At 67.6% G+C, this 20640-nt stretch carries 17 protein-coding genes; 12 read left to right on the forward strand and 5 right to left on the reverse strand.

Annotated features, from left to right (window positions below):
* Positions 1-4: 4 nt before the first annotated feature.
* Both DOM66_RS02995 and DOM66_RS03000 read right to left on the reverse strand, forming a co-directional pair.
* Positions 5-1018, reverse strand: coding sequence for an L-idonate 5-dehydrogenase (locus tag DOM66_RS02995; RefSeq protein WP_110689212.1), 1014 nt, complete (start codon positions 1016-1018; stop codon positions 5-7).
* Positions 1019-1135: 117 nt separating this feature from the next.
* On the reverse strand, positions 1136-1900 hold the full coding sequence (locus DOM66_RS03000) for a glucose 1-dehydrogenase (protein ID WP_110677840.1): 765 nt from the start codon (positions 1898-1900) through the stop codon (positions 1136-1138).
* Positions 1901-2199: 299 nt separating this feature from the next.
* Here DOM66_RS03000 and DOM66_RS03005 point away from each other — a divergent pair, with 299 nt between their 5' ends.
* Genes DOM66_RS03005 through DOM66_RS03030 form a run of 6 tightly spaced genes read left to right on the forward strand, consistent with a single transcriptional unit; the run spans position 2200 to position 7985 of the window.
* Positions 2200-3300, forward strand: a complete 1101-nt coding sequence (locus DOM66_RS03005; protein WP_110677838.1) for a D-2-hydroxyacid dehydrogenase — start codon at positions 2200-2202, stop codon at positions 3298-3300.
* Positions 3300-4118 (forward strand): IclR family transcriptional regulator, encoded by an 819-nt coding sequence (locus DOM66_RS03010; RefSeq protein WP_110677836.1) that lies wholly within the window; start codon positions 3300-3302, stop codon positions 4116-4118. Before DOM66_RS03005 ends, DOM66_RS03010 begins: the two co-directional genes overlap by 1 nt.
* A 27-nt stretch (positions 4119-4145) precedes the next feature.
* Entirely contained in the window at positions 4146-5123 is a 978-nt protein-coding gene (locus tag DOM66_RS03015) for an NAD(P)-dependent oxidoreductase (protein ID WP_110677834.1), read from the forward strand.
* A gap of 39 nt (positions 5124-5162) precedes the next feature.
* A complete protein-coding gene (locus DOM66_RS03020) occupies positions 5163-5681 on the forward strand; it encodes a TRAP transporter small permease (RefSeq protein WP_110677832.1) in 519 nt (172 codons plus the stop codon).
* Positions 5678-6958, forward strand: a complete 1281-nt coding sequence (locus DOM66_RS03025) for a TRAP transporter large permease (protein ID WP_110677830.1) — start codon at positions 5678-5680, stop codon at positions 6956-6958. The genes DOM66_RS03020 and DOM66_RS03025 overlap by 4 nt, the downstream gene beginning before the upstream one ends.
* Positions 6959-6980: 22 nt before the next feature.
* Positions 6981-7985: a DctP family TRAP transporter solute-binding subunit gene (locus DOM66_RS03030; RefSeq protein WP_110689213.1), complete on the forward strand. Its 1005-nt coding sequence runs from the start codon at positions 6981-6983 to the stop codon at positions 7983-7985.
* Between the two features lie 82 nt (positions 7986-8067).
* Here DOM66_RS03030 and DOM66_RS03035 read toward each other — a convergent pair whose 3' ends face one another.
* Together DOM66_RS03035 and ubiG are read right to left on the reverse strand one after the other, a co-directional pair.
* Positions 8068-8733, reverse strand: a complete 666-nt coding sequence (locus DOM66_RS03035) for an HAD-IA family hydrolase (RefSeq protein ID WP_110689214.1) — start codon at positions 8731-8733, stop codon at positions 8068-8070.
* The gene (gene ubiG / locus DOM66_RS03040; RefSeq protein WP_110689215.1) at positions 8730-9515 is read right to left on the reverse strand and encodes a bifunctional 2-polyprenyl-6-hydroxyphenol methylase/3-demethylubiquinol 3-O-methyltransferase UbiG; all 786 of its coding nucleotides are present in this window, start codon (positions 9513-9515) and stop codon (positions 8730-8732) included. Before ubiG ends, DOM66_RS03035 begins: the two co-directional genes overlap by 4 nt.
* Positions 9516-9852: 337 nt before the next feature.
* On the opposite strand from ubiG, the gene galU reads away from it, so the two are divergent.
* Together galU and DOM66_RS03050 are read left to right on the forward strand one after the other, a co-directional pair.
* Positions 9853-10740 (forward strand): UTP--glucose-1-phosphate uridylyltransferase GalU, encoded by an 888-nt coding sequence (galU, locus tag DOM66_RS03045; protein WP_110677822.1) that lies wholly within the window; start codon positions 9853-9855, stop codon positions 10738-10740.
* A 4-nt stretch (positions 10741-10744) separates the two neighbouring features.
* The gene (locus tag DOM66_RS03050; RefSeq protein WP_110677821.1) at positions 10745-12025 is read left to right on the forward strand and encodes a nucleotide sugar dehydrogenase; all 1281 of its coding nucleotides are present in this window, start codon (positions 10745-10747) and stop codon (positions 12023-12025) included.
* 33 nt (positions 12026-12058) lie between these two features.
* Here DOM66_RS03050 and DOM66_RS03055 read toward each other — a convergent pair whose 3' ends face one another.
* Entirely contained in the window at positions 12059-12688 is a 630-nt protein-coding gene (locus DOM66_RS03055) for a Fe-Mn family superoxide dismutase (protein ID WP_188115126.1), read from the reverse strand.
* Positions 12689-12883: 195 nt separating this feature from the next.
* Here DOM66_RS03055 and DOM66_RS03060 point away from each other — a divergent pair, with 195 nt between their 5' ends.
* The 4 genes from DOM66_RS03060 (at position 12884) to msrA (ending at position 20639) form a co-directional block, all read left to right on the forward strand.
* Positions 12884-13903 carry a coiled-coil domain-containing protein gene (locus DOM66_RS03060; protein WP_110689217.1) on the forward strand — a complete coding sequence of 340 codons (1020 nt, stop codon included), beginning with the start codon at positions 12884-12886 and terminating at the stop codon, positions 13901-13903.
* Positions 13904-13906: 3 nt separating this feature from the next.
* On the forward strand, positions 13907-15748 hold the full coding sequence (gene tamA, locus DOM66_RS03065) for an autotransporter assembly complex protein TamA (RefSeq protein ID WP_110677815.1): 1842 nt from the start codon (positions 13907-13909) through the stop codon (positions 15746-15748).
* On the forward strand, positions 15712-19926 hold the full coding sequence (gene tamB / locus DOM66_RS03070) for an autotransporter assembly complex protein TamB (protein WP_157958972.1): 4215 nt from the start codon (positions 15712-15714) through the stop codon (positions 19924-19926). Before tamA ends, tamB begins: the two co-directional genes overlap by 37 nt.
* A gap of 74 nt (positions 19927-20000) precedes the next feature.
* Entirely contained in the window at positions 20001-20639 is a 639-nt protein-coding gene (msrA, locus tag DOM66_RS03075; protein ID WP_110689219.1) for a peptide-methionine (S)-S-oxide reductase MsrA, read from the forward strand.
* The last annotated feature ends 1 nt before the right edge of the window (position 20640 follow it).

Genomic DNA, 20640 nt, shown 5'->3' on the forward strand with positions numbered 1-20640 from the left:
GATCTCATGCCGGCCACAGTCGCACCAGCACCTTGCCCGACACCTGGGCATCCTTGGCCACATCGAACGCCTCGACCGCGTCGTCGGCGGCGATCTCGTGGGTGATCACCTGATCGAAACGCGCATCCCGATCGAGGAGTTCGATCGCTTCGTCGACCTCGTCGTTGAAGCGGAAACAGCCACGCAGCTGAATCTCCTTGGAGATCAGTGTCGCCAGTTCCAGTGGCTGGGCGCCGGCACCCATCATGCCGATCTGGGCGATCACGCCGGCACGCCGCACGGCGCGGATCGCGACGTCGATCGAGGCGGGTACGCCTGAGCACTCCAGCGCCACATCGAACGCCTCGGCCGCCGGTTCCGCCTCGCCGATGCGCACGGTGGCGTGCACGCCAAGTGCCCGGGCGCGCGCCAGCGGCCCCTCGAACACGTCGGTGGCGGTCACCTCGCTCGCGCCCTTGGCCAGCGCCGCGGCGGCCACCAGCAGACCGATCGGCCCCGAGCCGCAGACCAGTACACGCTTGCCCTCGACGCCGCCGGCGATACGGATGCCGTGCAGCGCCACGGCCAGCGGCTCGGTCAGTGCCGCGCGCTTGAGCGGCAGCGTCGACGGCAGGGTGCGGATCATGCTGCGCTTGACCACCAGATACTCGCTCATGCCGCCCTGGGTGTGCGGCGTGGTCGAGGCTGACCCCAGATAGCCGCCGCGTGGCCACAGATGCGGATGTTGCTCCAGCCCCGGCTGGCACTCGCCGAAGGTTGCCGGGTGAAAGGTCACCGGGGTTCCCGGGGCCAGCTCCCCGGCGGGATCCAGATCCACCGTGCCGGAGAGTTCATGTCCCGGAATCAGCGGCTCACGCACCACGAAGGCGCCGTTGGCACCCTCGTGGTAGTAGTGCAGGTCAGAGCCGCAGATGCCGCCCCAGGCGATGCGCACGCGCACCTCATCGGCGGCCGGCTCGGGGGTTTCCCAGGTCTGCGCGCGCAGATCCTGCTTGCCATGTATCACCAGCGCTTTCATGCCCTTGTTGCTCCTGTGTGACGCCGCCAGGCATAGGCGCGATCATGCCCGCTATCCGGCGGTGATGAATGAATCAGGCCTTCGACAGCCAGCTCGTCGGTCCCAGGCCGTCGAGGCTCAAACCACCGAGGTCATGCCGCCGTCGACGAAGATGTTCTGACCCGAGACGAAGGCGGAGGCGTCCGAGCAGAGATAGATCAGCGTACCCACCAGCTCTTCGACATTACCCCAGCGCTGGGCCGGGGTGCGCGACTCCACCCAGCTGTTGAAGGCTTCGTCCTGCCACAGGGCCGTGTTCATGTCGGTCTTGAAGTAGCCCGGCGAGATGCAGTTGACCTGAATGTCGAAGCGCGCCAGATCGGCGGCCATGCCCTTGGTCAGCATCACCACACCGCCCTTGGAAGCGGCATAGGGGGCGATGGTCTGGCGTGCCAGCTGCGACTGCACCGAACCGATATTGACGATCTTGCCCGATCCGCGCTGGGACATGCGCTCGGCCAGCGCGCGCGAGACGTAGAAGGCGCTGGAGAGATTGGTGGCGAGCACCGCATCCCAGTCTTCGGGATCGAACTCGGCGAAGGGGGCGCGACGCTGGAGTCCGGCATTGTTGACCAGGATGTCCGGTGTTCCCAGGCGCGCGGTCAGCGCATCCAGCGCCTCGCGCACCGCCGCGCTGTCGGTGACATCGAAAGTCACGCTGTCGACCTCGGCACCGGTTTCTGCGCGGATCGCCTCGGCGGCGCGGGCCACCGCTTCGGCTTGGCGTCCGTGCACGATCACGCGTGCCCCCTGACGCGCCAGTCCCTGGGCCAGGGTGAATCCCAGCCCCCGCGACGAGCCGGTCACCAGGGCCAGGCGGCCACTGATATCGAAAAGCTTCATGCATTGTCTCCCGATGCGGTGTTTATCGACGTGTACAGACATCCTGTGATCCGCCATCAGACCCGGATTGCGCCCGCGGTTTCAAGCGTCGGGGACGGACTGCCGGTGATGAGGTGGTGGCGCCCGACCACGACCAAAGGCGGGGTTACGTCTACAGCCTAGCATTGTACAGTCCGCTGAACGACGTTCAGCTCATTGGACAATGGTCGCGCTCACGGCATCCGGACAGAGGCCTTGGCGCCATGCATCGAAGACCGCTGACCGAAGCCTGCGAACCGACAAGACACGAGGATCGAGCCATGCATCAGACACCGTCGCCGGCCGACGCGGAAAAGCGCCAGGCAGCATCGCCGAAGGGCAAGCTGAGGGTGGCGGTGGCCACCCCGCTGAGCGAGGCGCTATGCGCCATGATCGAAGCCCGCGAGCCGCGCCTCGAGATGGTCCGTGACCAGTCGCTGCTGCCGCCCATGCGCCACCCCGCGGACTTCGCCGGCGACCCCGCCTTCCGTCGCAGCGCCGAGGCGCAGGCGCGTTTCGAGGCGCTGATCGCCGATGCCGAGGTGCTGTACGGCATTCCCGACCTCGACCCGGCAGCGCTGGCGCGCGCGGTCGCGGCCAACCCCGGGCTGCGCTGGGTCCATCTGATGGCCGCGGGGGGTGGCGGCCAGGTGAAGGCGGCGCAACTCTCCCGCGAGCAGCTCGAGCGGGTCGCCTTCACCACCTCCGCGGGGGTGCATGGCGGGCCACTGGCGGAGTACGCGCTGTTCGGCGTGCTTGCCGGTGCCAAGCAGCTGCCGCGGGTCCAGGCTCAACAGCGGGCGCACCACTGGAGCGGGCGCTGGGCGATGGGGCAGGTCAGTGAACAGACCGTGCTGCTGCTGGGGCTCGGCGGGATCGGCCGTGAGGTGGCGCGCAAGCTCTCGCTGCTGGGCGCGCGGGTGATCGGCGTCTCGCGTCACGGCCGAGCGGTCGACCACGTCGACGAGGTCGTGCCGCCGGAGGCGCTGCACGCGGCAGCGGCACGCGCCGATGCCGTGGTCTGTTCGCTGCCGGGAACCGCCGCCACCGACAAGCTGGTGGATGCGGCCTTTCTCGCGGCGCTGCGTCCCGGGGCCACCTTCGTCAACGTCGGCCGCGGCACGGCGGTCGACGAGCCGGCGCTGATCGAGGCCCTGCGCACCGAGCATCTCGGCCTAGCCGTGCTGGATGTCACGGCCAGCGAGCCGCTGGCTGGTGACTCGCCGCTATGGGATCTGCCCAACGTACTGCTGACCCCGCATACCGCGGCACTCAACGCCGCTGAAGACCGCCTGATTGCCGAGCTGTTCGTGGACAACGCCCGGCGCTATCTCGACGGGGAGCCGCTGCGCAATCGCGTCGATACGGTGGAGTTCTACTGATGGCGGGGGAGGCCGAGCGTAGCCCGGCGGTGACCCGATCGATCCGCGTGCTGGGGCTGCTGGAGCAGGCGGGCGACACCGCACTGGGGGTCAGCGAGATGGCGCGTCAGCTCTCTGTGGCGCGCTCGTCACTGTTCAACATCTGTCTGGCGCTGGAAGCCGAGGGTCTGATCGCTCGCAGTGCCGGCGGCTACCGCCTGGGGCGGCGTCTGGTCGAACTGGGCGGGGCCTATCTGCGCGGAGTCGATCCGGTCCAGGCGTTCTACCAGGCATGCAACGAGACCCCGCTGTTGCACGACGAGATCTGCCAGCTGGCGGTGCTCGACGGCACCGATGTGCTCTATCTCGCCGCCCATGCCGGGCGCATGCCGCTGCGCATGACCGCGAGCATCGGCAGCCGCTTTCCGGCCTCGATCACCGCGGTGGGCAATGCGCTGCTGGCGCGCCTCGACGACGCCGAGATCCGGCGGCGATTCGCTGACCCGGCGACCCGCCCGGGCTGGACCGAGCGCTCGGTCACCGACCTCGACGCGCTGGTGGCCAAGATCGCCCGGGTCCGCGAACGCGGCTATGGCCGTGACCTGGGCGAGGTCTTCCCCGGGGTCCGTGGGCTGGCGCTGGTGGTGGCGCCGCAGTACAGCGGCGAGCAGGCCTATGCCCTCGGTACCTCGCTGATGGAGGAGCGCTGCGACGATGCACTGGAGGCGCGCGCCGTGGCGGCACTCGATGCCATGGCGCGACGTATCGCCAACCCCATGAACCTGGCCGCCGATCCCCACGATACGGCCATGCGCGATGCCCGTGATGCCGGGCGCTGAACATCCACTGATCGAGGAGTGAACGAGATGTCGTCTGCCATCGATGACGCCTCCGTCGAGAGGCCCAATGACACTGCGGCGGCCAGCTTCGAGCGCGTCTTTGCCCATCCCGGCAAGCGCCGGGTCGGCATGATTGGCCTCGGCAACATGGGTATGCCGATGGCGCACAACCTGCTGGCTGCCGAGGTGGCGGCGCAGGTGAGCGTGTACGGACGCTCAGCGCAGAAACTGGCCCCGGTGATCGACGCCGGTGCAGCGCTGGCGGAGACACCGCGGGCGCTGGCCGCTGCCAGCGACGTGCTGATCACGGTGCTGCCCGATCTCGATCCGCTGCGCGAGCTGCTGTGGGGCGAACAGGGGATCGTTGCCGGTGTGGGTGACGCGCTGCTGATCGTAATCTGCTCCACCTCATCGCCCCAGGGCGTACGCGAGCTGGCCGCTGAGCTCGAGCAGGCGAGCGCAGGGCGCATCCGGCTGCTCGATGCACCGCTCTCCGGAGGGACCGACGGCGCCGAAGCCGGCCGGCTGTCGATCATGGTCGGCGGTGACGCGCAGGCCTTCACGGTCGCGCAGCCGCTGCTGGCCAGCATGGGCAATCCCGTGCATCTGGGCTCGCTGGGGGCGGGCGAGGTGGCCAAGGCGTGCAACCAGATGGTGGTGGCCTCGACCATGGTGGCGCTGTCGGAGGCGACGGTGATCGCCGAGCGCGCCGGCCTCGATGTCGCTCGCCTGCTCGAGTGCCTGGGTGGTGGTTACGCCGGCGGGCGCCTGCTGGAAGCGCGCAAGCAGCGTTTGATCGACAAGGATTACACCCCCACCGGCGTCGCTCGCTACATGATCAAGGATCTGGCTTTCGCCCGTGACGAGGCAGCTCGCGGTGGGGTGATGACGCCACAACTGGCGACACTCTCGCGGCTGTTCGACGACCTCGGCGATCGCGGGCTGGGGGAGCATGACCTATGCGTCACCCAGCGCTACATCGACGAACTGGACCGCCTGCCCTGAAGGCGAGCGCCGCGTTCGCACGTGGCGGGAGGAGCTGAGATGACGACACTGAAGGCGTTCTGGCGTGGTATCGAGTGGCTCATCGCGCTGTTGATGTTACTCACCATGGTGCTGGTCTTCGTCAATGTGGTGCTGCGCTATGGTTTCGCCTCGGGGTTGCGCTCGGGGATCGAGCTGTCGCGGCTGGGCTTCGTCTGGATCGTGATGCTCGGCGCCTCGCTGTGTCTCAAGGAGGGCGAGCACCTGGCGGTGTCCGAGCTGTTCGACCGCCTGCCGCGGGTGGTGCGCAGCGTGCTGGGGCGGCTCGCGTGGCTGGCGATCCTGGTCGCCTCGCTGATGCTGCTGATCGGCTGCTGGCGCCAGACTCTGTCCAACTGGCACAACATCTCGCCGCTCACCGGGTTGCCCACGGCACTGTTCTATCTCGCCGGCGTGGTCTCGGGGGCACTGATGAGCGTGACCGCCGCCCTCGGCGCCGTACTGCCCGGCGGCCCTGATGCGCCGGGGGCAGCGGAAGCCCACCACCACGCCAGCGCATCCGAGGAGACACGACCATGACCCTGGGGCTGTTCCTGGCGGTGCTGATCGGCACCATCCTGCTGCGCCTGCCGGTGGCGTTCGCACTGCTCGCGGCGGCGGTGGCGCTGATGCTGCACATGGGGATGTTCAGTGCCGACATCCTGGCCCAGTCGCTGATCAACGGGGTCGACAACTTCGCCCTGCTGGCGATCCCGTTCTTCATGGTCGCTGGCGAGGTGATGGCGGTCGGCGGACTCTCAGACCGCATCGTGCGCCTGGCGATGACGCTGGTCGGCCACTGGCGTGGTGGCCTCGGCTATGTCGCCATTCTCACCTCGCTGCTGCTGGCCGGGCTCTCCGGCTCGGCGGTGGCGGATGCCGCGGCGCTGGTCAGCATCCTCTATCCGATGATGCGTAAGAGTGGCTATCCGGCCTCGCGGTCGGTGGGGCTGCTGGCCGCCGGCGGCATCATCGCCCCGGTCATTCCGCCGTCGCTGCCGCTGATCATCCTCGGGGTGGCGGGCAACCTGTCGATCGCCAAGCTGTTCATCGGCGGCATTGTGCCGGGGCTGTTCATGGGGCTGGCACTGATGATCACCTGGCGCGTGATGATGCGCCGCTCGGACCTGGCCCCCCAGCCCCGTGCCAGTCGCGGCGAGCGTCTCAAGGCGCTGAGGGAGAGCGTGTGGGCGCTGCTGCTGCCGCTGATCATCATCGTCGGCATTCGCTTCGGCGTGTTCACCCCGACCGAAGCCGCGGTGGTCGCCGCGGTCTACGCCATCCTGGTCTCGGCGCTGGTCTACCGCGAGCTGAGCCCGCGCAAGCTGCTCGGCGTGCTGATCCGGGCCGGGCGCTCGACGGCGCTGGTGATGTTCCTGGTAGGCGCGGCGATGGCCGCCTCCTGGGTGATCACCATCGCCCAGCTGCCGCAGCAACTCGCCGCCATGCTCGGGCCGCTGGTCGAGCATCCGATTCTGCTGATGTCGGCGATCATGCTGGTGGTGCTGCTGGTGGGCATGGTCATGGATCTGGCCCCGGCGATCCTGATTCTGGTGCCGCTGTTCATGCCGCTGGTGATACAGGCCGGAATCGACCCGATCTATTTCGGCCTGATGTTCGTGATCAACTGCTGCATCGGCTTGATCACGCCGCCGGTGGGCACCGTGCTCAACGTGGTCTGCGGGGTGGGCAACACCTCGATGACCGAAGCCGTGCGCGGCGTCTACCCCTTCGTACTGGTGTATATCGGTCTGCTGGCGCTGTTCGTGCTGGTGCCGCAGATCATCACGGTGCCGATGCATTGGCTGATCGGCTAGGGAAGAGCAAGGAGACGATGACATGAACAAGAAACTGCTGGGACTGGCCTCGATGCTGTGCGGTTTGGCACTGCTGTCGACCACGGCCACTGCGGCCACCACGCTGCGCTTCGCCCATCCTGCGCCGCAGAGCGATCTGCAGCAGGTGCTGGCCGAAGCCTTCAAGAAGGAGGTCGAGCGCGAGAGTGACGGCGAGCTCCAGGTTCAGATCTTTCCCAACGGCCAGCTCGGCAACGATGCCCAGATGATCGACGGTACCCGCTCGGGAATCATCGATATCACCCTCTCGGGGCTCAACAATTTCACGGGTCTGGTGCCGGAGGCGGCGGCCTTCACACTACCGTTCATGTTCCCGGATCACGAGGCCGCCTACCGCGCGCTGGATGGCAAGCCGGGGCAGCAGGTGATGGCCAAGCTCGGAGAGTTCGGCCTCGAGGGGCTGGCATTTCCCGAGAACGGGTTTCGCGAGATGACCAACAACCGTGGCCCGATCCGTGAGCCCAAGGGTCTTCAGGGCCTGCGCATGCGCGTCAATAACTCCATCGCGCTCAACGACATGTTCGAGCTGCTCGGCGCCAACCCGCAGCAGATCCCGGTCAACGAGCTCTACACCGCGCTCGAGACCGGTGTGGTAGACGCCCAGGACCATCCGCTGGGGATCGTGGTGTCGTTCAACTTCAACGAGGTGCAGAAGTACCTGTCGCTCACCAATCACGCCTATGCCGCGCTGGCGTTGGTGATGAACAAGCAGCGCTTCGACAGCCTGACCCCAGCGCAGCAGCAGATCGTGCGCAACGCGGCAGCGGACGCCACTCGCATGCAGCGGTCGATGAACATCCAGCGCAGCGAGTCGATGGTCCAGCAGCTCAAGCAGAAGGGCATGCAGGTCAACCGTGACGTCGACACTGCGGCCTTCCAGCAGGCGGTACAGCCGGTGTGGGACAAGTTCATCGAAGCGCATGGCAAAGCGATGATCGACGCCATTCAGCAGGCCTCGGCCAAAGATTCGGCTGAGCCCCAGAGCTGAGGCCGGGCCTACGGCAAGACAGCGGCCGTCCAATGATGGGCGGCCGTTGAGCACTGAACCCTCGGTTTCAGACTGTGCCTGCTCAGATATCGACCAGGGCGGCAGCCAGCGCCGACCCACTCTCGAACCAGCGATCCGCCGGCCAGTCGGCGGTGGGTTCGTCCTCGGGGATATAGCCATAGCGCACAGCCACGGCGGTCATGCCGGCGTGGTGTGCCGCTTCCATATCGCGTCGATGATCGCCGACATACCAGCACGCTGCGGGGGCGACGCCCAGCTCGCGGGCTGCGAACCACAGCGGCTCCGGGTCGGGCTTGCGTACCGGCAGGTCATCGGCGCACACCAGAACACCGGGGTTCAGCGCCAACGCTTCCACCAGCGGCGCGGCATAGCGGCGCGGCTTGTTGGTGACGATCCCCCAGGGGCGCCCGGCTTGCTGCCACGCTTTAAGCAGCGGCGTCAGCCCCTCGAACACGCGGCTGTGCTCGGCGACCGCCTCACCGTAGCGTGCGAGCAGGTAGTCGCGCGCTGCGGCGTGATCGGGGTGGTCCAGTGCCAGCCCCAGCGCCAGGGTCACCAGCGCGCTGCCGCCGTTGGAGACCTGAGCGCGAAGGGTTTCATAGGGCAGGGGGGCCAGGCCGTGGTGCTGGCGCAGACGGTTGGTCGCCGCCGCCAGATCCGGCGCGGTATCGACCAGCGTACCGTCGAGATCGAACAGCAGGCCAGCGGGCAGCGCCAGCTGGCTCATGCCGAGGTCTCCCCGCCGCGTGCGCCTTCGTCATCGCCCGCTGCTGGCTCATGTTGCGTATGGCCGCCCCACTCGGGGGTCACGTGCACCATGTAGTTGACCGAGACATCGTCCGGGTCGAGGCGGTAGTGGCGGGTGATGGGGTTGTAGGTGAGCCCGGTCTGGTCGCGCAGGCGCAGTCCGTGCTCGCGGCACCAGGCCGAGAGTTCGGAGGGACGGATCAACTTGTGGTAGTCGTGGGTACCGCGCGGCAGCAGCCTGAGCACGTACTCGGCGCCGATGATGGCGAAGACGTAGGATTTGGGGTTGCGGTTGATGGTCGAGAAGAAGAGGTGGCCGCCGGGCTTCACCAGCTTGGCGCAGGCCGCCACGACCGCGCCCGGGTCGGGCACGTGCTCGAGCATTTCGAGACAGGTGACGACGTCGAACTCGCCCGGGTGGGACTCGGCCATCGACTCCACGCTGACGTGGCGGTAGTCGACCTCGACCCCGGACTCCTGCTGGTGCAGGCGGGCCACCGCCAGCGGCGCCTCACCGAGATCGATACCGATCACATCGGCACCGCGCTGGGCCATGGCCTCGCTGAGGATGCCACCACCGCAGCCGACGTCCAGGACGCGCTTGCCGGCCAGCGCCACGTGGCGATCGATGAAGCCCAGACGCAGCGGATTGATATCGTGCAGCGGCTTGAAGTCGCCTTCTCGATCCCACCACCGGCTCGCCAGCGCGTCGAACTTGGCGATTTCGGCGTGATCGACGTTGTCGTGTTGCGATTGTGCCATGCAGAGATTCCTTGCACTCGAGAGACTGACGTTGCCCCGGGCCGGGGGCAGCATGGACAGCGTCGCCACCCTCCTGGCGGCGACGCCTGGCAAATTGGAGGCATAGTCTACTATGGACGCAGACGTTGCTGGGCGCCATGCGGGGATAAAACCCCGTGGCCGCCCGCCCGAGGGACGCTGCGACGCGACACCGGGTGTCGACATTCTGCGACTGTGCTTTCGGCGCCTGCGCCGTTAAGCTACGGCGATAGGGGTCATGCGACCCGATACTGATTGTCACGCTTTTACACGCGGCGCAAAGCTGGTTATCACACCCAGGAAGGGAAGGAATAATACGATGATTCGCAAGGCTGTATTGCCCGTTGCCGGCTTCGGCACCCGCTGTCTGCCGGCGTCCAAGGCGATCCCCAAGGAGATGATCACCATCGTCGACAAGCCGGTGATCCAGTACGTGGTGAGCGAGGCGGTCAAGGCGGGGATCAAGGAGATCGTGCTCGTCACCCATTCGTCCAAGAGCGCCATCGAGAACCACTTCGACAAGCATTTCGAGCTCGAGACCCAGCTCGAGGCCAAGGGCAAGCAGGCGCTGCTCGATGAGCTGCGCAATATCATCCCCGACGACGTCAAGATCATCAGCGTACGTCAGCCGGAAGCGCTCGGCCTGGGCCACGCCATCCTGTGCGCCCGCCCGGTGGTCGGCGACGAGCCCTTCGCGGTGCTGCTGCCGGACGTGCTGATCGATGACGACAACGCGCCGCAGAACGACCTCTCCGGGATGATCGCCGCCTATGAGGCGAGCGGCAAGGCGCAGATCATGGTCGAGACCGTGCCCCACGAACTGACCTACAAGTACGGCATCGTGGCGCTCGAGGGCGATGAGCCGGCTGCCGGGCATAGCGCGCCGCTGACCGGCGTGGTCGAGAAGCCCAAGGTCGAGGAAGCACCGTCGACGCTGGCGGTGATCGGCCGCTATCTGCTTCCCGGCGAGATCTTCCCGCTGCTGGCCGAGACCCGGCCGGGCGCGGGCAACGAGATCCAGCTGACCGACGCCATCGAGGCGCTGCGCCGTGAATCCGGGGCCGAGGCCTACCGCATGCAAGGGCAGACCTACGACTGCGGCAGCCAGTTGGGCTATCTGGAGGCCACCCTGGCGCTGGGGCGCAAGCACCCGACGCTGGGCGAGGGTTTCCGCGAGTTGGTCAAGCAATACGCAGCCGAGGAATAACGCCATGCGGGTGGTCGTACACGGTAGCGAACTGGCAGCGGCCACCGCCGCTGCGGCGCTCTGCTCGGTAGGGCATCAGGTGACCTGGATGCCCCACGCCGACTTCCCCTGGGAGAGCCTCTCCCGGGCGGACTGGCTGATCAGCGAGCCGGGCCTGAAGGATCAGATTCTCGCGGGTGAGGCCTCCGGGCAGCTCGCCATCGTCGATCGAGTGACGGCGGAAAGTGATGCCGAGGTGCACTGGCTGGCGCTGTCGCCGGATCAGCGCGAGGCCGCCGAGCGCTATGTCGAAGAGGTGCCGGGGCGGCAGACGACGCCGCTGGTGATCGTCAACAACTCGACCTTCCCCGTGGGGCAGACCGAGAAGCTGGAAGCGCAGCTGGGCCACGCCAGTCAGATCGCGGTGGCCCTGCCGGACCGGCTCGAGGAGGGGCGCGCCTGGGACACCTTCACCCGGCCGGCACACTGGCTGCTGGGTAGCGAGGACGAGTGGGCGACCCAGCAGATCCGTGAACTGCTGCGCGCCTTCAGTCGGCGCCACGAGGTCTATCAACTGATGCCGCGCAAGGCCGCCGAGCTGACCAAGCTGGCGATCAACGGCATGCTGGCCACGCGTATCAGCTTCATGAACGAGCTGGCGGGGCTCGCCGACTCCCTGGGGGTCGACGTCGAGTACGTGCGCCAGGGCATGGGGGCCGATACCCGTATCGGTTTCGAGTATCTCTATCCCGGCTGCGGCTTCGGCGGGCCCAACTTCTCCCGTGACCTGATGCGGCTGGCCGATGTGCAGCACTCCACCGGCCGCGAGTCGCATCTGCTCGAGCATGTGCTCGACATCAACGAGAGCAAGAAGGAGACGCTGTTCCGCAAGCTGTGGAATCACTTCCAGGGCGAGCTGGAAGGGCGCACGATCGCCATCTGGGGCGCGGCCTTCAAGCCGGGCACGGCGCGTATCGACCAGGCCCCGGTGCTGACCATTCTCGAGGCGCTGTGGGCCCAGGGCGTCAAGGTCAAGATTCACGACCCGGCCGCGCTCCATGCGCTGGCTGAACTCTACCCGGCCCATCCGCAGCTCGAACTCGTCGAGGGCGATTTCTACGCCGCCTGCGAAGGGGCCGACGCGCTGATGCTGGTCACCGAGTGGAAGTGCTACTGGAACCCGGACTGGCGCCGTCTGCTGCAGGCGTTGAAGACGCCGCTGATCCTCGATGGGCGCAACATCTTCGATCCCACCTACGTCGCCTCGCGCGGTTTCGTCTATCGCGGTATCGGCCGGCGCGCCTGACGCCATCGCTGACCACCGCCGCCGGCGGTGGTCTCACTCGGCGTGTGGCGGCATCGCCTGTGGGCGCTCGTGCGGCAGGCCGAGCAGCAGCATGACCGTCTCCCAGTTGAGTCGCGACCATAGCGCCGAGAAGTAGGCGCCACGGTCGTGGCCGAAGTCGATGCGATAGGCCTCCTCGCACAAGGGTATGGCCACCAGCGGTCGTATCCCTGGCGGCAGTTCGCCCACAGGTGTCTCCACTAGTGTCAGGGTGTCCTCCGGGGTCAGACCCAGCCAACTGAAGCCCCCCGGAGCCGCCGAGATCACGCGCTGTTTCCAGTTCGCCTCGAATGCCCCCCAATCGCCGATATCACGCGCCACGCGTTGCTCGAGCGCCGTCTCCGGCGGCGCCGGACGCGCGCACAGGCCGTGCCAGAACAGCGTCATCCCCCAGGCCTGGGCCGCGGCCGGGCGCAGGTGCGCGGGGCCTTCGGCGGCGAGCGTCGCCAGGGAGCGTGGGTCGTCGGCGGCGAGGGCCGCGTTCAGCGTCGTCAACTGATGGCGGTGGTAGTGACTGTAGAGCAGATCGATCTGGGCCCGCGACAGCGCAGGTTCCAGCGAGTGGCGCTCGAAGGGAAGCGCGGGGAGTTCGAATCGGACGCCTGGCGTCGCTGTCGTTGGCATGGGACTCCTGATATCGGTGAAGAGTGTGGCTGTGACGCCTGATTCCGGTCCGGCTAGCATGCCTGGCGCGGGCTGCCAAGCCTAGGCTTGAAGGGCGGTTTCACGTAACGTGACGCAGTGAGCGCTGGCGTCGGCTGCCCGGCGCTCATCCCCGGTCTCAAGCCTGCATCTTCATCGGTAAGGTACACGACGGCAATGCCTCCCAATTCCGACGACCCACGCACCGCGCAGACGATTGTTCCCGACCGCAGTGACATGAGCATGCGCCGCTCCGGCGCGCGTGGCGGCCACGCCGCTGGCCCAACGCCTGGACGCCGGCCACCACGGGTGTGGCCCCTGTGGTGCCTGATACTTCTACTCGGCGGTGCGCTCGCCGCCGGTGGCTGGCAGTACTGGCAGGATCGGCACGCCTTCGAGGCGCGACTTGCCAAGCTCAACCAGCGCCTGGACGCCACCGGTAATACCCTCGACGCCTCGGGTGAGAGCCTGCGCGGTGAGTTCGACCGTCTGCGCGGTCAGCTCGAAGCCACTCGGGCCGCCGTCGGCAGTCTCGAAACCCGGGTCGCCAAGGGGCAGAACGACGACCTCGATACGCGCCTGGCCGCAGTGAAGGCCAGCGTGGACGATCAGCAGGGCGTCATCACGGCGCTGCAGACGTCGCTATCGGCGCTGGAAAGCACCGCCAAGGATGCCCGGGCGACGCTCGCCACCCGCCTGCAGACGCTGAACGACACCCAGCAGCAGCAGGCGACGCAGCTCGCCGAGCAGGATCAGGTCCTGGCCGCCAACGACAAGGCGGCCCAGGCGCTGGTGGCGCGAGTGGACACACTGGCCCAGACTCAGAAGGCGCAGGCCCAGGCACTCGAGGCGGCCCCCAGCGCCGATCTTCAGAAGCGCGTCGATCAAGTGACCACGCGGCTGTCGAGCCTCGACCAGCGGGTCGACGATCTGGCCGCACGCAAGGTGCCCTCGGCGCAATCGCTCGAGCAGTTGCGCAGCGCCGTAGCGGAACTTCGCCAGGGTCAGACCGCTCTTAGTGCAGGGGTCGAATCACTGCAGGCACGACTCGCCAATCTGCCCAAGGGGGTGAGCAGCGCTCAGGTGAAGGCGTTGAGCGAGCGCATCGACTCTCTGGAGGCGAGCCGCGCCCAGCTGACCCGGCGTGTCACCGGCCTGATTACCGACGTTTCTCAACTGCAGCGCCGCGGAGGCTGATGCATGCCCCAGCTCAAGGTCCTACGGACGGGACTGACGCTACTCACACTTCCCCTTGCGAGCCATGCCTGGGCGCTGGATGTCGAGGTGAACGGCATCAGCGGTGCCCCCGCCGAGAACATCGTCAATATCCTCTCCGACCTGGAGGGCGACAGTCAGGCCACCCGTGAGCGCCTCGATGGGGTCGTGCGGCAACGCGCCGAGCAGGCGCTGCAGGCGTTCGGCTACTACGGCGCGACCCTGGCCACCCACTATCCGGACAAGGACAACGCCCGGGTGGTGATCGACGTCAAGCCCGGGAAGCGCACCCGAATCACCAAGGTCGATGCCGGGCTCGAGGGCGATGCCCGCCATGACGACGCCTTCACCCAGGCGATGGCGGACAACCCGCTCAAGGTCGGTGACCCCCTGGTGCAGTCACGCTATGAAGGCTTCAAGGGGCGGCTCTCGACGCTGGCCCTCGAGCGCGGCTATTTCGATGCGCGGTTCAGCCAGCAGCGCATCGAGGTGCGCCCGTGGGAGGAGAGCGCGCGCATCTATCTCGAGCTCGACAGCGGCACTCGCTACCGCTTCGGCCACGTGCACTTCCGCGGTAGCCAGATCGAACCCGAACGGCTGCGCAACATGGTGCCGTTCGCCCCGGGCGATCCCTATCTCGCCGGCGATCTCGCCACCCTCAACCAGAACCTAGGCCAGACCGACTGGTTCCGCGGTGTCGCGGTGCGCCCGCGGGTCAACGAGGATAGCCCCTCGTTCGCGCCCAGCCTGTGGTGGCAGGAGGCGACCGGGCGCGAGACCACCGCGGACAATTCGCGGGTGCTCGGTGGCCCGGGGCTGCGCGCCGCGCGCGAGCTGACCGACAGCCAGCCCAAGGTGGTGCCGGTGGATGTCGAGGTGACCCCGGCCGATCGTCATCAGTTCGAGGTGGGGATCGGTTACGCCACCGACGTGGGGCCGCGCACCCAGTTTTCGTGGACCATGCCGTGGCTCAACCGCTACGGCCACAGCCTGACCAACTCACTCTACCTGTCGTCGCCGGAGCAGCGCCTCTCAGGCGAGTACACCATCCCCCTGGCCAATCCGCTGCGCGACAGCTATCACCTGCGCTACGGCCTGGAGAGCGTTGACAACGAGGATACCAAGAGCTTCGAGAGCTCGGTGCAGCTGGCACGGCACTGGGAGTTCGCCAACGGCTGGAGCCAGGATCTCTACTGGCAGACCACCTACGAGGACTTCACCCAGGCCGATCAGAAAGATGCGGTGCTGCTGCTCTATCCCGGCATCAGCTGGTCGCGCACACGCAAGCGCAATCCGACCTTCCCCAGCTGGGGGGATCGGCAGCAGCTCACGCTGGAGTGGTCGGACCCCGCCTGGGGCTCGGATGCACGCTTCGTGCGTACCACCTTCAGCACCCAGTGGATTCGTATGCTGGGCAGCGAGAACCGCTTCCTGTGGCGCCTCGGTGGCGGTGCCATGGCTACCGATACCTTCGACCAGGTACCACCGTCGCTGCGCTTCTTCGCCGGTGGCGATCAGAGCATCCGCGGTTACGGTTACGAGAGCCTGTCGCCGGAGAACGCCGACGGCAAGCTGCTCGGCGGCCAGCAAATGCTCACCGGCAGCCTCGAATACCAGCGTCATCTGAGCGGCAATTTCTGGGGCGCGAGCTTCATCGACAGCGGCAACGCCTTCGACGACTGGTGGCCGAACACGCTCAAGACCGGTGCCGGCCTGGGCATTCGCTGGATATCACCCGTGGGGCCAATTCGTTTCGACATCGCCCATCCGTTTGACGACGAGGAGGACTCTTGGCGTCTCCATTTCTCCATCGGACCGGAGTTCTGATTCGGCTCGCGGTGTGGCTGCTGCTATGGCTGCTGGGACTGGTATTGCTGCTCGCGGGGTTGGCGCTGTCGCCCTGGGGGTCGCACTGGCTGTTCGAGCAGGCGCAGTCGCGTGGCTGGGTCCAGGCGACGCGCTTCGAGGGCGCGCCGCTCGACGAGTTGACCATCGACGATCTGGCGCTCGACGCCGGTCCTCTGTCGCTGCGGGTGGCCCACCTGCACCTCGCCTGGGGCGACGACTGCCTGTTGAAAGGGCGGCTGTGCCTCGACGACCTCACGATCTCCGGGGCGCGCATTCAACTGGCGGCCAGCGATGCGCAGACGCCGCCCCCCGCAGAGGATGACAGCGGTGGGGCGCTGGGGCCGATAGCCGTGCCACTGCCGATCGAGATCCGTCAGGTACGTCTGGACGACGTGGGGGTCGAACTCGCCGAGGGTACCGCGCTGCACTGGGACCACTTTGAGACCGGTGCCAGCCTGCATGGCAATCGGCTGACGCTGTCGCCGACGACCCTGGCGGGTGTCGATATCACACTGCCCGACGCCACCAGTAATGGCCTGGATCAGGCGCAGGCGTCGCTGGGCGATGGCGTGATCAGCCCCGCGGCGCTTGCGGCGGCCGAGAGCCTGTACCCGTCGGCAAGCCCGACGCACGCCGCCATCGCGGCGGCCAATACACCCGGGGCACCCAGCGGACAGACGCCCGCGACGGCCAGCACCGAGGTCAAGGCGGCCGATGCTCCGTCAGCGAAGACGCTGCCCCCACTCGTGCTGTCGCCGCTGACCCTGGCCGCGGCGGCCAACGTGGCCGCCGCGACGGACGCCGCCGACCCGCGGGTCGCAGCGATCGAGCAACAGCTCCAGACGCTGCGCCGGCAGTTGCCCGACTTTGCGCTGCCGCTACAGCTGGAGGTGCCCAGCCTGACGATTCGCGACGTCACCCTGAACGGGCCCACGCCCCAGCGGCTCGATCGTTTGACGCTGTCGCTGGCGGCGGTCGATCGTCAGCTGGAGATTCGTCGCCTGACCCTCGATGCCCCGGATGGCCACGCCGAGCTCAGCGCCCGGATCGAGCTCAACGGCGACGTGCCGATCGCGCTCTCGCTGCACAGCCGCATCACCCGCGCGCCACTCTATGGTCAGCAGACTAGCCTCGACGTGTCCGGCACGCTGGCCGATCTAAAGCTGACGCTGCACACCAGCGGCACAGCCGATGCCACGCTGAAGGCACGGCTGCAAGCCTTTGCGCCGGGGCTGCCCTTTGATCTCGAGCTGCACGGCGAGGACCTGCGCTGGCCGCTCGCCGCGCAGCCATTTGCCGCGTTCCGCGCGCTCCCCGGGGGGCTCGACGCCACCGTCATCCGCAGCGCCCGCGCTATTGCCGGTGTCGCGCCGCCACCGGCGTCGACGCCGCAGTACCGGCTCGACAAGCTGGCACTGTCGCTGTCGGGGTCGCTGGCGGCCTACCAGGCAAGGCTCGATCTTGCCGGGCAGGGCCAGGGCCTGCCGCCGGTGACACTGGGCGTGCGTGGCGAAGGCGACCTGCAGGGGTTCCACTGGCAGCCGCTCGACATCGCCAGCGACGGCGGTCAACTGCGCAGTCAGGGCAGCGTGCGCTGGACGCCACTGCTCTCGGCCAACCTCAAGCTCGATCTCAGCCGACTGCCGCTGGAGGCCTTCACCCAGGCGGTCACCGGTCAGCTCAATGGTCAGGCCCGGGCGGCTTTTGCCATGGGCCACGACGGCGGCTGGCAGCTGGCACTGCCGCAGCTCGACATCGACGGTCGCCTTCAGCAGCGCGAGCTGCGCCTGGCGGCGAGCCTCGACGGCAACAGCGACATGGCCTGGCACATTCGCCAGCTCGACCTGCGCCAGGGGCGCAACCGGGTGACGGCGACCGGCAGTATCGACCAGGCCTTGAACATCGACGGGCGCATCGATGCCCCCGCACTGGGCACGATTCTGCCCCAACTGGCCGGCGCGCTGCGTGGTCAGTTCCAGGGCCGTGGCACGCTGAAGAAGCCCAGCGTGACGGTCGATCTCGATGGCAACGGCGTTGCCTTCGGCGACAATCGCGTGGGGCAGCTAGCGCTGAAGGCCAGCAGTACCGGCACCGCGGACCCGCAGTTCGACGTCGACCTGCAAGCGTCGGATATCGCCGCCGCCAATCAGCAGATTCGACGCCTCGAACTGGGTCTCGACGGGCGGCTGTCGCAGCATAAGCTGTCGCTCGATGTGGCCGGTGGCGACGGCCTGCCGGCATCGCAACTCTCACTGCGCCTGCGTGGCGGCCTGGATGACGCTTATCGCCACTATCGTGGCACCCTGGCGTCGCTGTCGGCGGCCACCGACTATGGCGATCTCGCGCTGCGTGACGCCCTCGATTTCAGCGCTGACCTCCAGGCTTCCAGCGTGACTCTGGTGCCATTCTGCCTCGATCGCCGCCAGGGCGGCGCGCTTTGCCTGACCGAACGCATGACCGCCTCGGCCGATCAGGGGCGGGCGGCGCTGGCGCTGGACGACATTCCGATGGCACTGCTCGATGACTTCATGCCCGAGGGCTGGCGGGTCGCCGGCAGCACCGCCGGCAAGCTCATCGCCAGCTGGTCCCGCGGTGGTCAGGCCTGGACCGCCAAGGCCGATATCGATGCCCAGGCCCAGGTCTCCGGGGTCGATGCCCGTGGTGCGCCGTGGCAGGTGCCGGAGACCCGGGTGGTGTTGACGCTCGACGCCGATCAGCGCCGCGCTCGCACCGATGTCACGCTGGCCCTTGCCGATGCCGGCCAGGTGCATCTGCAAGCACAGGTGGACGATCCCGCCGGGGCGGGGCGCCTGCAGGGACAGCTCGCCATCGATGATCTGCGTTTCGCGCCGTATCGCCCCCTGGTCGCCGGTCTCAGCCAGCTGGAGGGCGCCATCAATGGCGACGTGGAACTCGGCGGCAGCATCACCATGCCGGCGTTGAACGGCAACGTGGTGATCGACGGGGTCAAGGTCAAGGGTGGCGTCTCGCCGGTGGCGGTGACCGATGCCCGGCTGACGCTGGCGCTGGCCGGACAGTCATCGACCCTCGACGGCTACGTGCAGAGTGAGGATGGCCGCCTGGCACTGAGTGGCGATGCCGACTGGCAGAACCCCGCCGAATGGCGCGCCAACGTCAATATCGACGGGCAGAAGCAGCCGATTCTGGTAGCGATGCCGGCGTACGGCCGCCTGCGCATCGCGCCGGATATACAGGTTCGCGCCACCCCGCAGCGCTTGCAGGTGCGCGGCGACGTCAGCGTGCCCTGGGCGCGCCTGGAGATCGGTCAGCTACCGGCCTCGGCGCAGGTGCCCAGCAGCGATACCGTGATCATCACCGAGGAAGAGGATCGCCGGCAGCAGACTGCCGCCGAGTCGCGTGCCAACGACGAGGGGGCGGGCACCGCCCAGGCCCTGGCCGACGCCGGCATGCAGCTCGATATCCGCGTCAAGCTGCACCTGGGGCCGGATCTGAAGCTCGCAGCCTACGGGCTGAAGTCCGGGCTGCGTGGCGAGCTGGAGATTCGCCAGGGCACTGGTCCAGTCCAGCTCTACGGCGACGTCAATCTGATCGGCGGCACCTATACCTCCTTCGGTCAGGATCTGATCATTCGCCAGGGGGAGGTGATCTTCAGCGGGCCGGCATCGCAGCCGAACCTGCAATTCGAGGCGATCCGCAATCCCGATACCACCGAAGACAACGTGGTTGCCGGGCTGCGGGTGACCGGCCCGGCCTCGGCGCCACGGCTGACCATCTTCTCCGAACCGGCGATGAGCGAGAGCCGTGCGCTCTCCTACATTCTGCGCGGACGCGGGCCGGACGACAGTGGCGGCGGTGACGACGCCCTGACCTCGGCGCTGATCGGGCTGTCGCTGTCGCAGACCGGCAGTGCCGTGGGCAAGGTGGGTGAGAGTTTCGGGGTTCAGGATCTGAGCCTCGACGCCTCGGGTTCCGGCGACGACAGCCAGGTCGTGGTCAGTGGCTATGTCTTCGATGACTTGAAGGTGAGCTACGGCGTCGGCATATTCTCTCCCATCGCCGAGCTGACCCTGCGCTACCGCCTGATCCAGAATCTCTATCTGCAGGCGGTATCGGGGGCGGCTCAGGCGCTGGACCTCATCTACACCTTCAGTCTGGGCCGCAGCGGCGGCCCCTGAGGATCGGCCACGCGCCGGCGCGGGTGGGCAGCTTTTGGATACGCCAGCCGCCCGCGACCACCAGGAGATACACCATGTTCAAGCAACGTCCCGACACGCTTCCCGACGCCAGCCAGGCACTGCCGGGCCGCGATACCCCGCTGACCCCGAGCGGCGTGCATCGGGTCAACGGTGCCTCGATGCTGCCGCCATTCCCCGCTGGCAGTCAGGAGATCGTACTGGGTCTGGGCTGTTTCTGGGGTGCCGAGCGGCTGTTCTGGGAGCTGGACGGCGTGCTGGTCACGGCGGTGGGCTACGCCGGTGGCGTCACGCCCAATCCGACCTACGACGAGACCTGCACCGGGTTGACCGGCCACGCCGAGGTGGTGCGGGTGGTGTTCGACCCCGAGCGGCTGTCGCTCGAGCAGCTATTGTCGGTGTTCTGGGAGGCCCACGACCCGACCCAGGGCATGCGTCAGGGCAACGATCGCGGCACCCAGTATCGCTCGGCGATCTACACCCTCGACGCCGACCAGCGCGAGATCGCCGAGGCGAGCCGCGACGACTACGCGGCGGCGCTGGCCGCACGCGGCCTGGGGCCGATCACCACCGAGATTGCGCCGCTGGAGACGTTCTACTACGCCGAGGAGTACCACCAGCAGTATCTGGCCAAGAACCCCAACGGCTACTGCGGACTGAAAGGTACCGGCGTGACTTGCCCGATCTCGGCCTGAG

The sequence above is a fragment of the Salinicola endophyticus genome (genome assembly GCF_003206575.1).
GTDB classification, from domain to species: Bacteria; Pseudomonadota; Gammaproteobacteria; order Pseudomonadales; family Halomonadaceae; genus Salinicola; species Salinicola endophyticus.

Excerpts from the sequence above, each read along its gene's own strand:
- DOM66_RS02995 (WP_110689212.1), bottom strand. The coding sequence starts at position 1,018 with ATGAAAGCGCTGGTGATACATGGCAAGCAGGATCTGCGCGCGCAGACC.
- DOM66_RS03000 (WP_110677840.1), bottom strand. The coding sequence starts at position 1,900 with ATGAAGCTTTTCGATATCAGTGGCCGCCTGGCCCTGGTGACCGGCTCG.
- DOM66_RS03005 (WP_110677838.1), top strand. The coding sequence starts at position 2,200 with ATGCATCAGACACCGTCGCCGGCCGACGCGGAAAAGCGCCAGGCAGCA.
- DOM66_RS03010 (WP_110677836.1), top strand. The coding sequence starts at position 3,300 with ATGGCGGGGGAGGCCGAGCGTAGCCCGGCGGTGACCCGATCGATCCGC.
- DOM66_RS03015 (WP_110677834.1), top strand. The coding sequence starts at position 4,146 with ATGTCGTCTGCCATCGATGACGCCTCCGTCGAGAGGCCCAATGACACT.
- DOM66_RS03020 (WP_110677832.1), top strand. The coding sequence starts at position 5,163 with ATGACGACACTGAAGGCGTTCTGGCGTGGTATCGAGTGGCTCATCGCG.
- DOM66_RS03025 (WP_110677830.1), top strand. The coding sequence starts at position 5,678 with ATGACCCTGGGGCTGTTCCTGGCGGTGCTGATCGGCACCATCCTGCTG.
- DOM66_RS03030 (WP_110689213.1), top strand. The coding sequence starts at position 6,981 with ATGAACAAGAAACTGCTGGGACTGGCCTCGATGCTGTGCGGTTTGGCA.
- DOM66_RS03035 (WP_110689214.1), bottom strand. The coding sequence starts at position 8,733 with ATGAGCCAGCTGGCGCTGCCCGCTGGCCTGCTGTTCGATCTCGACGGT.
- ubiG (WP_110689215.1), bottom strand. The coding sequence starts at position 9,515 with ATGGCACAATCGCAACACGACAACGTCGATCACGCCGAAATCGCCAAG.
- galU (WP_110677822.1), top strand. The coding sequence starts at position 9,853 with ATGATTCGCAAGGCTGTATTGCCCGTTGCCGGCTTCGGCACCCGCTGT.
- DOM66_RS03050 (WP_110677821.1), top strand. The coding sequence starts at position 10,745 with ATGCGGGTGGTCGTACACGGTAGCGAACTGGCAGCGGCCACCGCCGCT.
- DOM66_RS03055 (WP_188115126.1), bottom strand. The coding sequence starts at position 12,688 with ATGCCAACGACAGCGACGCCAGGCGTCCGATTCGAACTCCCCGCGCTT.
- DOM66_RS03060 (WP_110689217.1), top strand. The coding sequence starts at position 12,884 with ATGCCTCCCAATTCCGACGACCCACGCACCGCGCAGACGATTGTTCCC.
- tamA (WP_110677815.1), top strand. The coding sequence starts at position 13,907 with ATGCCCCAGCTCAAGGTCCTACGGACGGGACTGACGCTACTCACACTT.
- msrA (WP_110689219.1), top strand. The coding sequence starts at position 20,001 with ATGTTCAAGCAACGTCCCGACACGCTTCCCGACGCCAGCCAGGCACTG.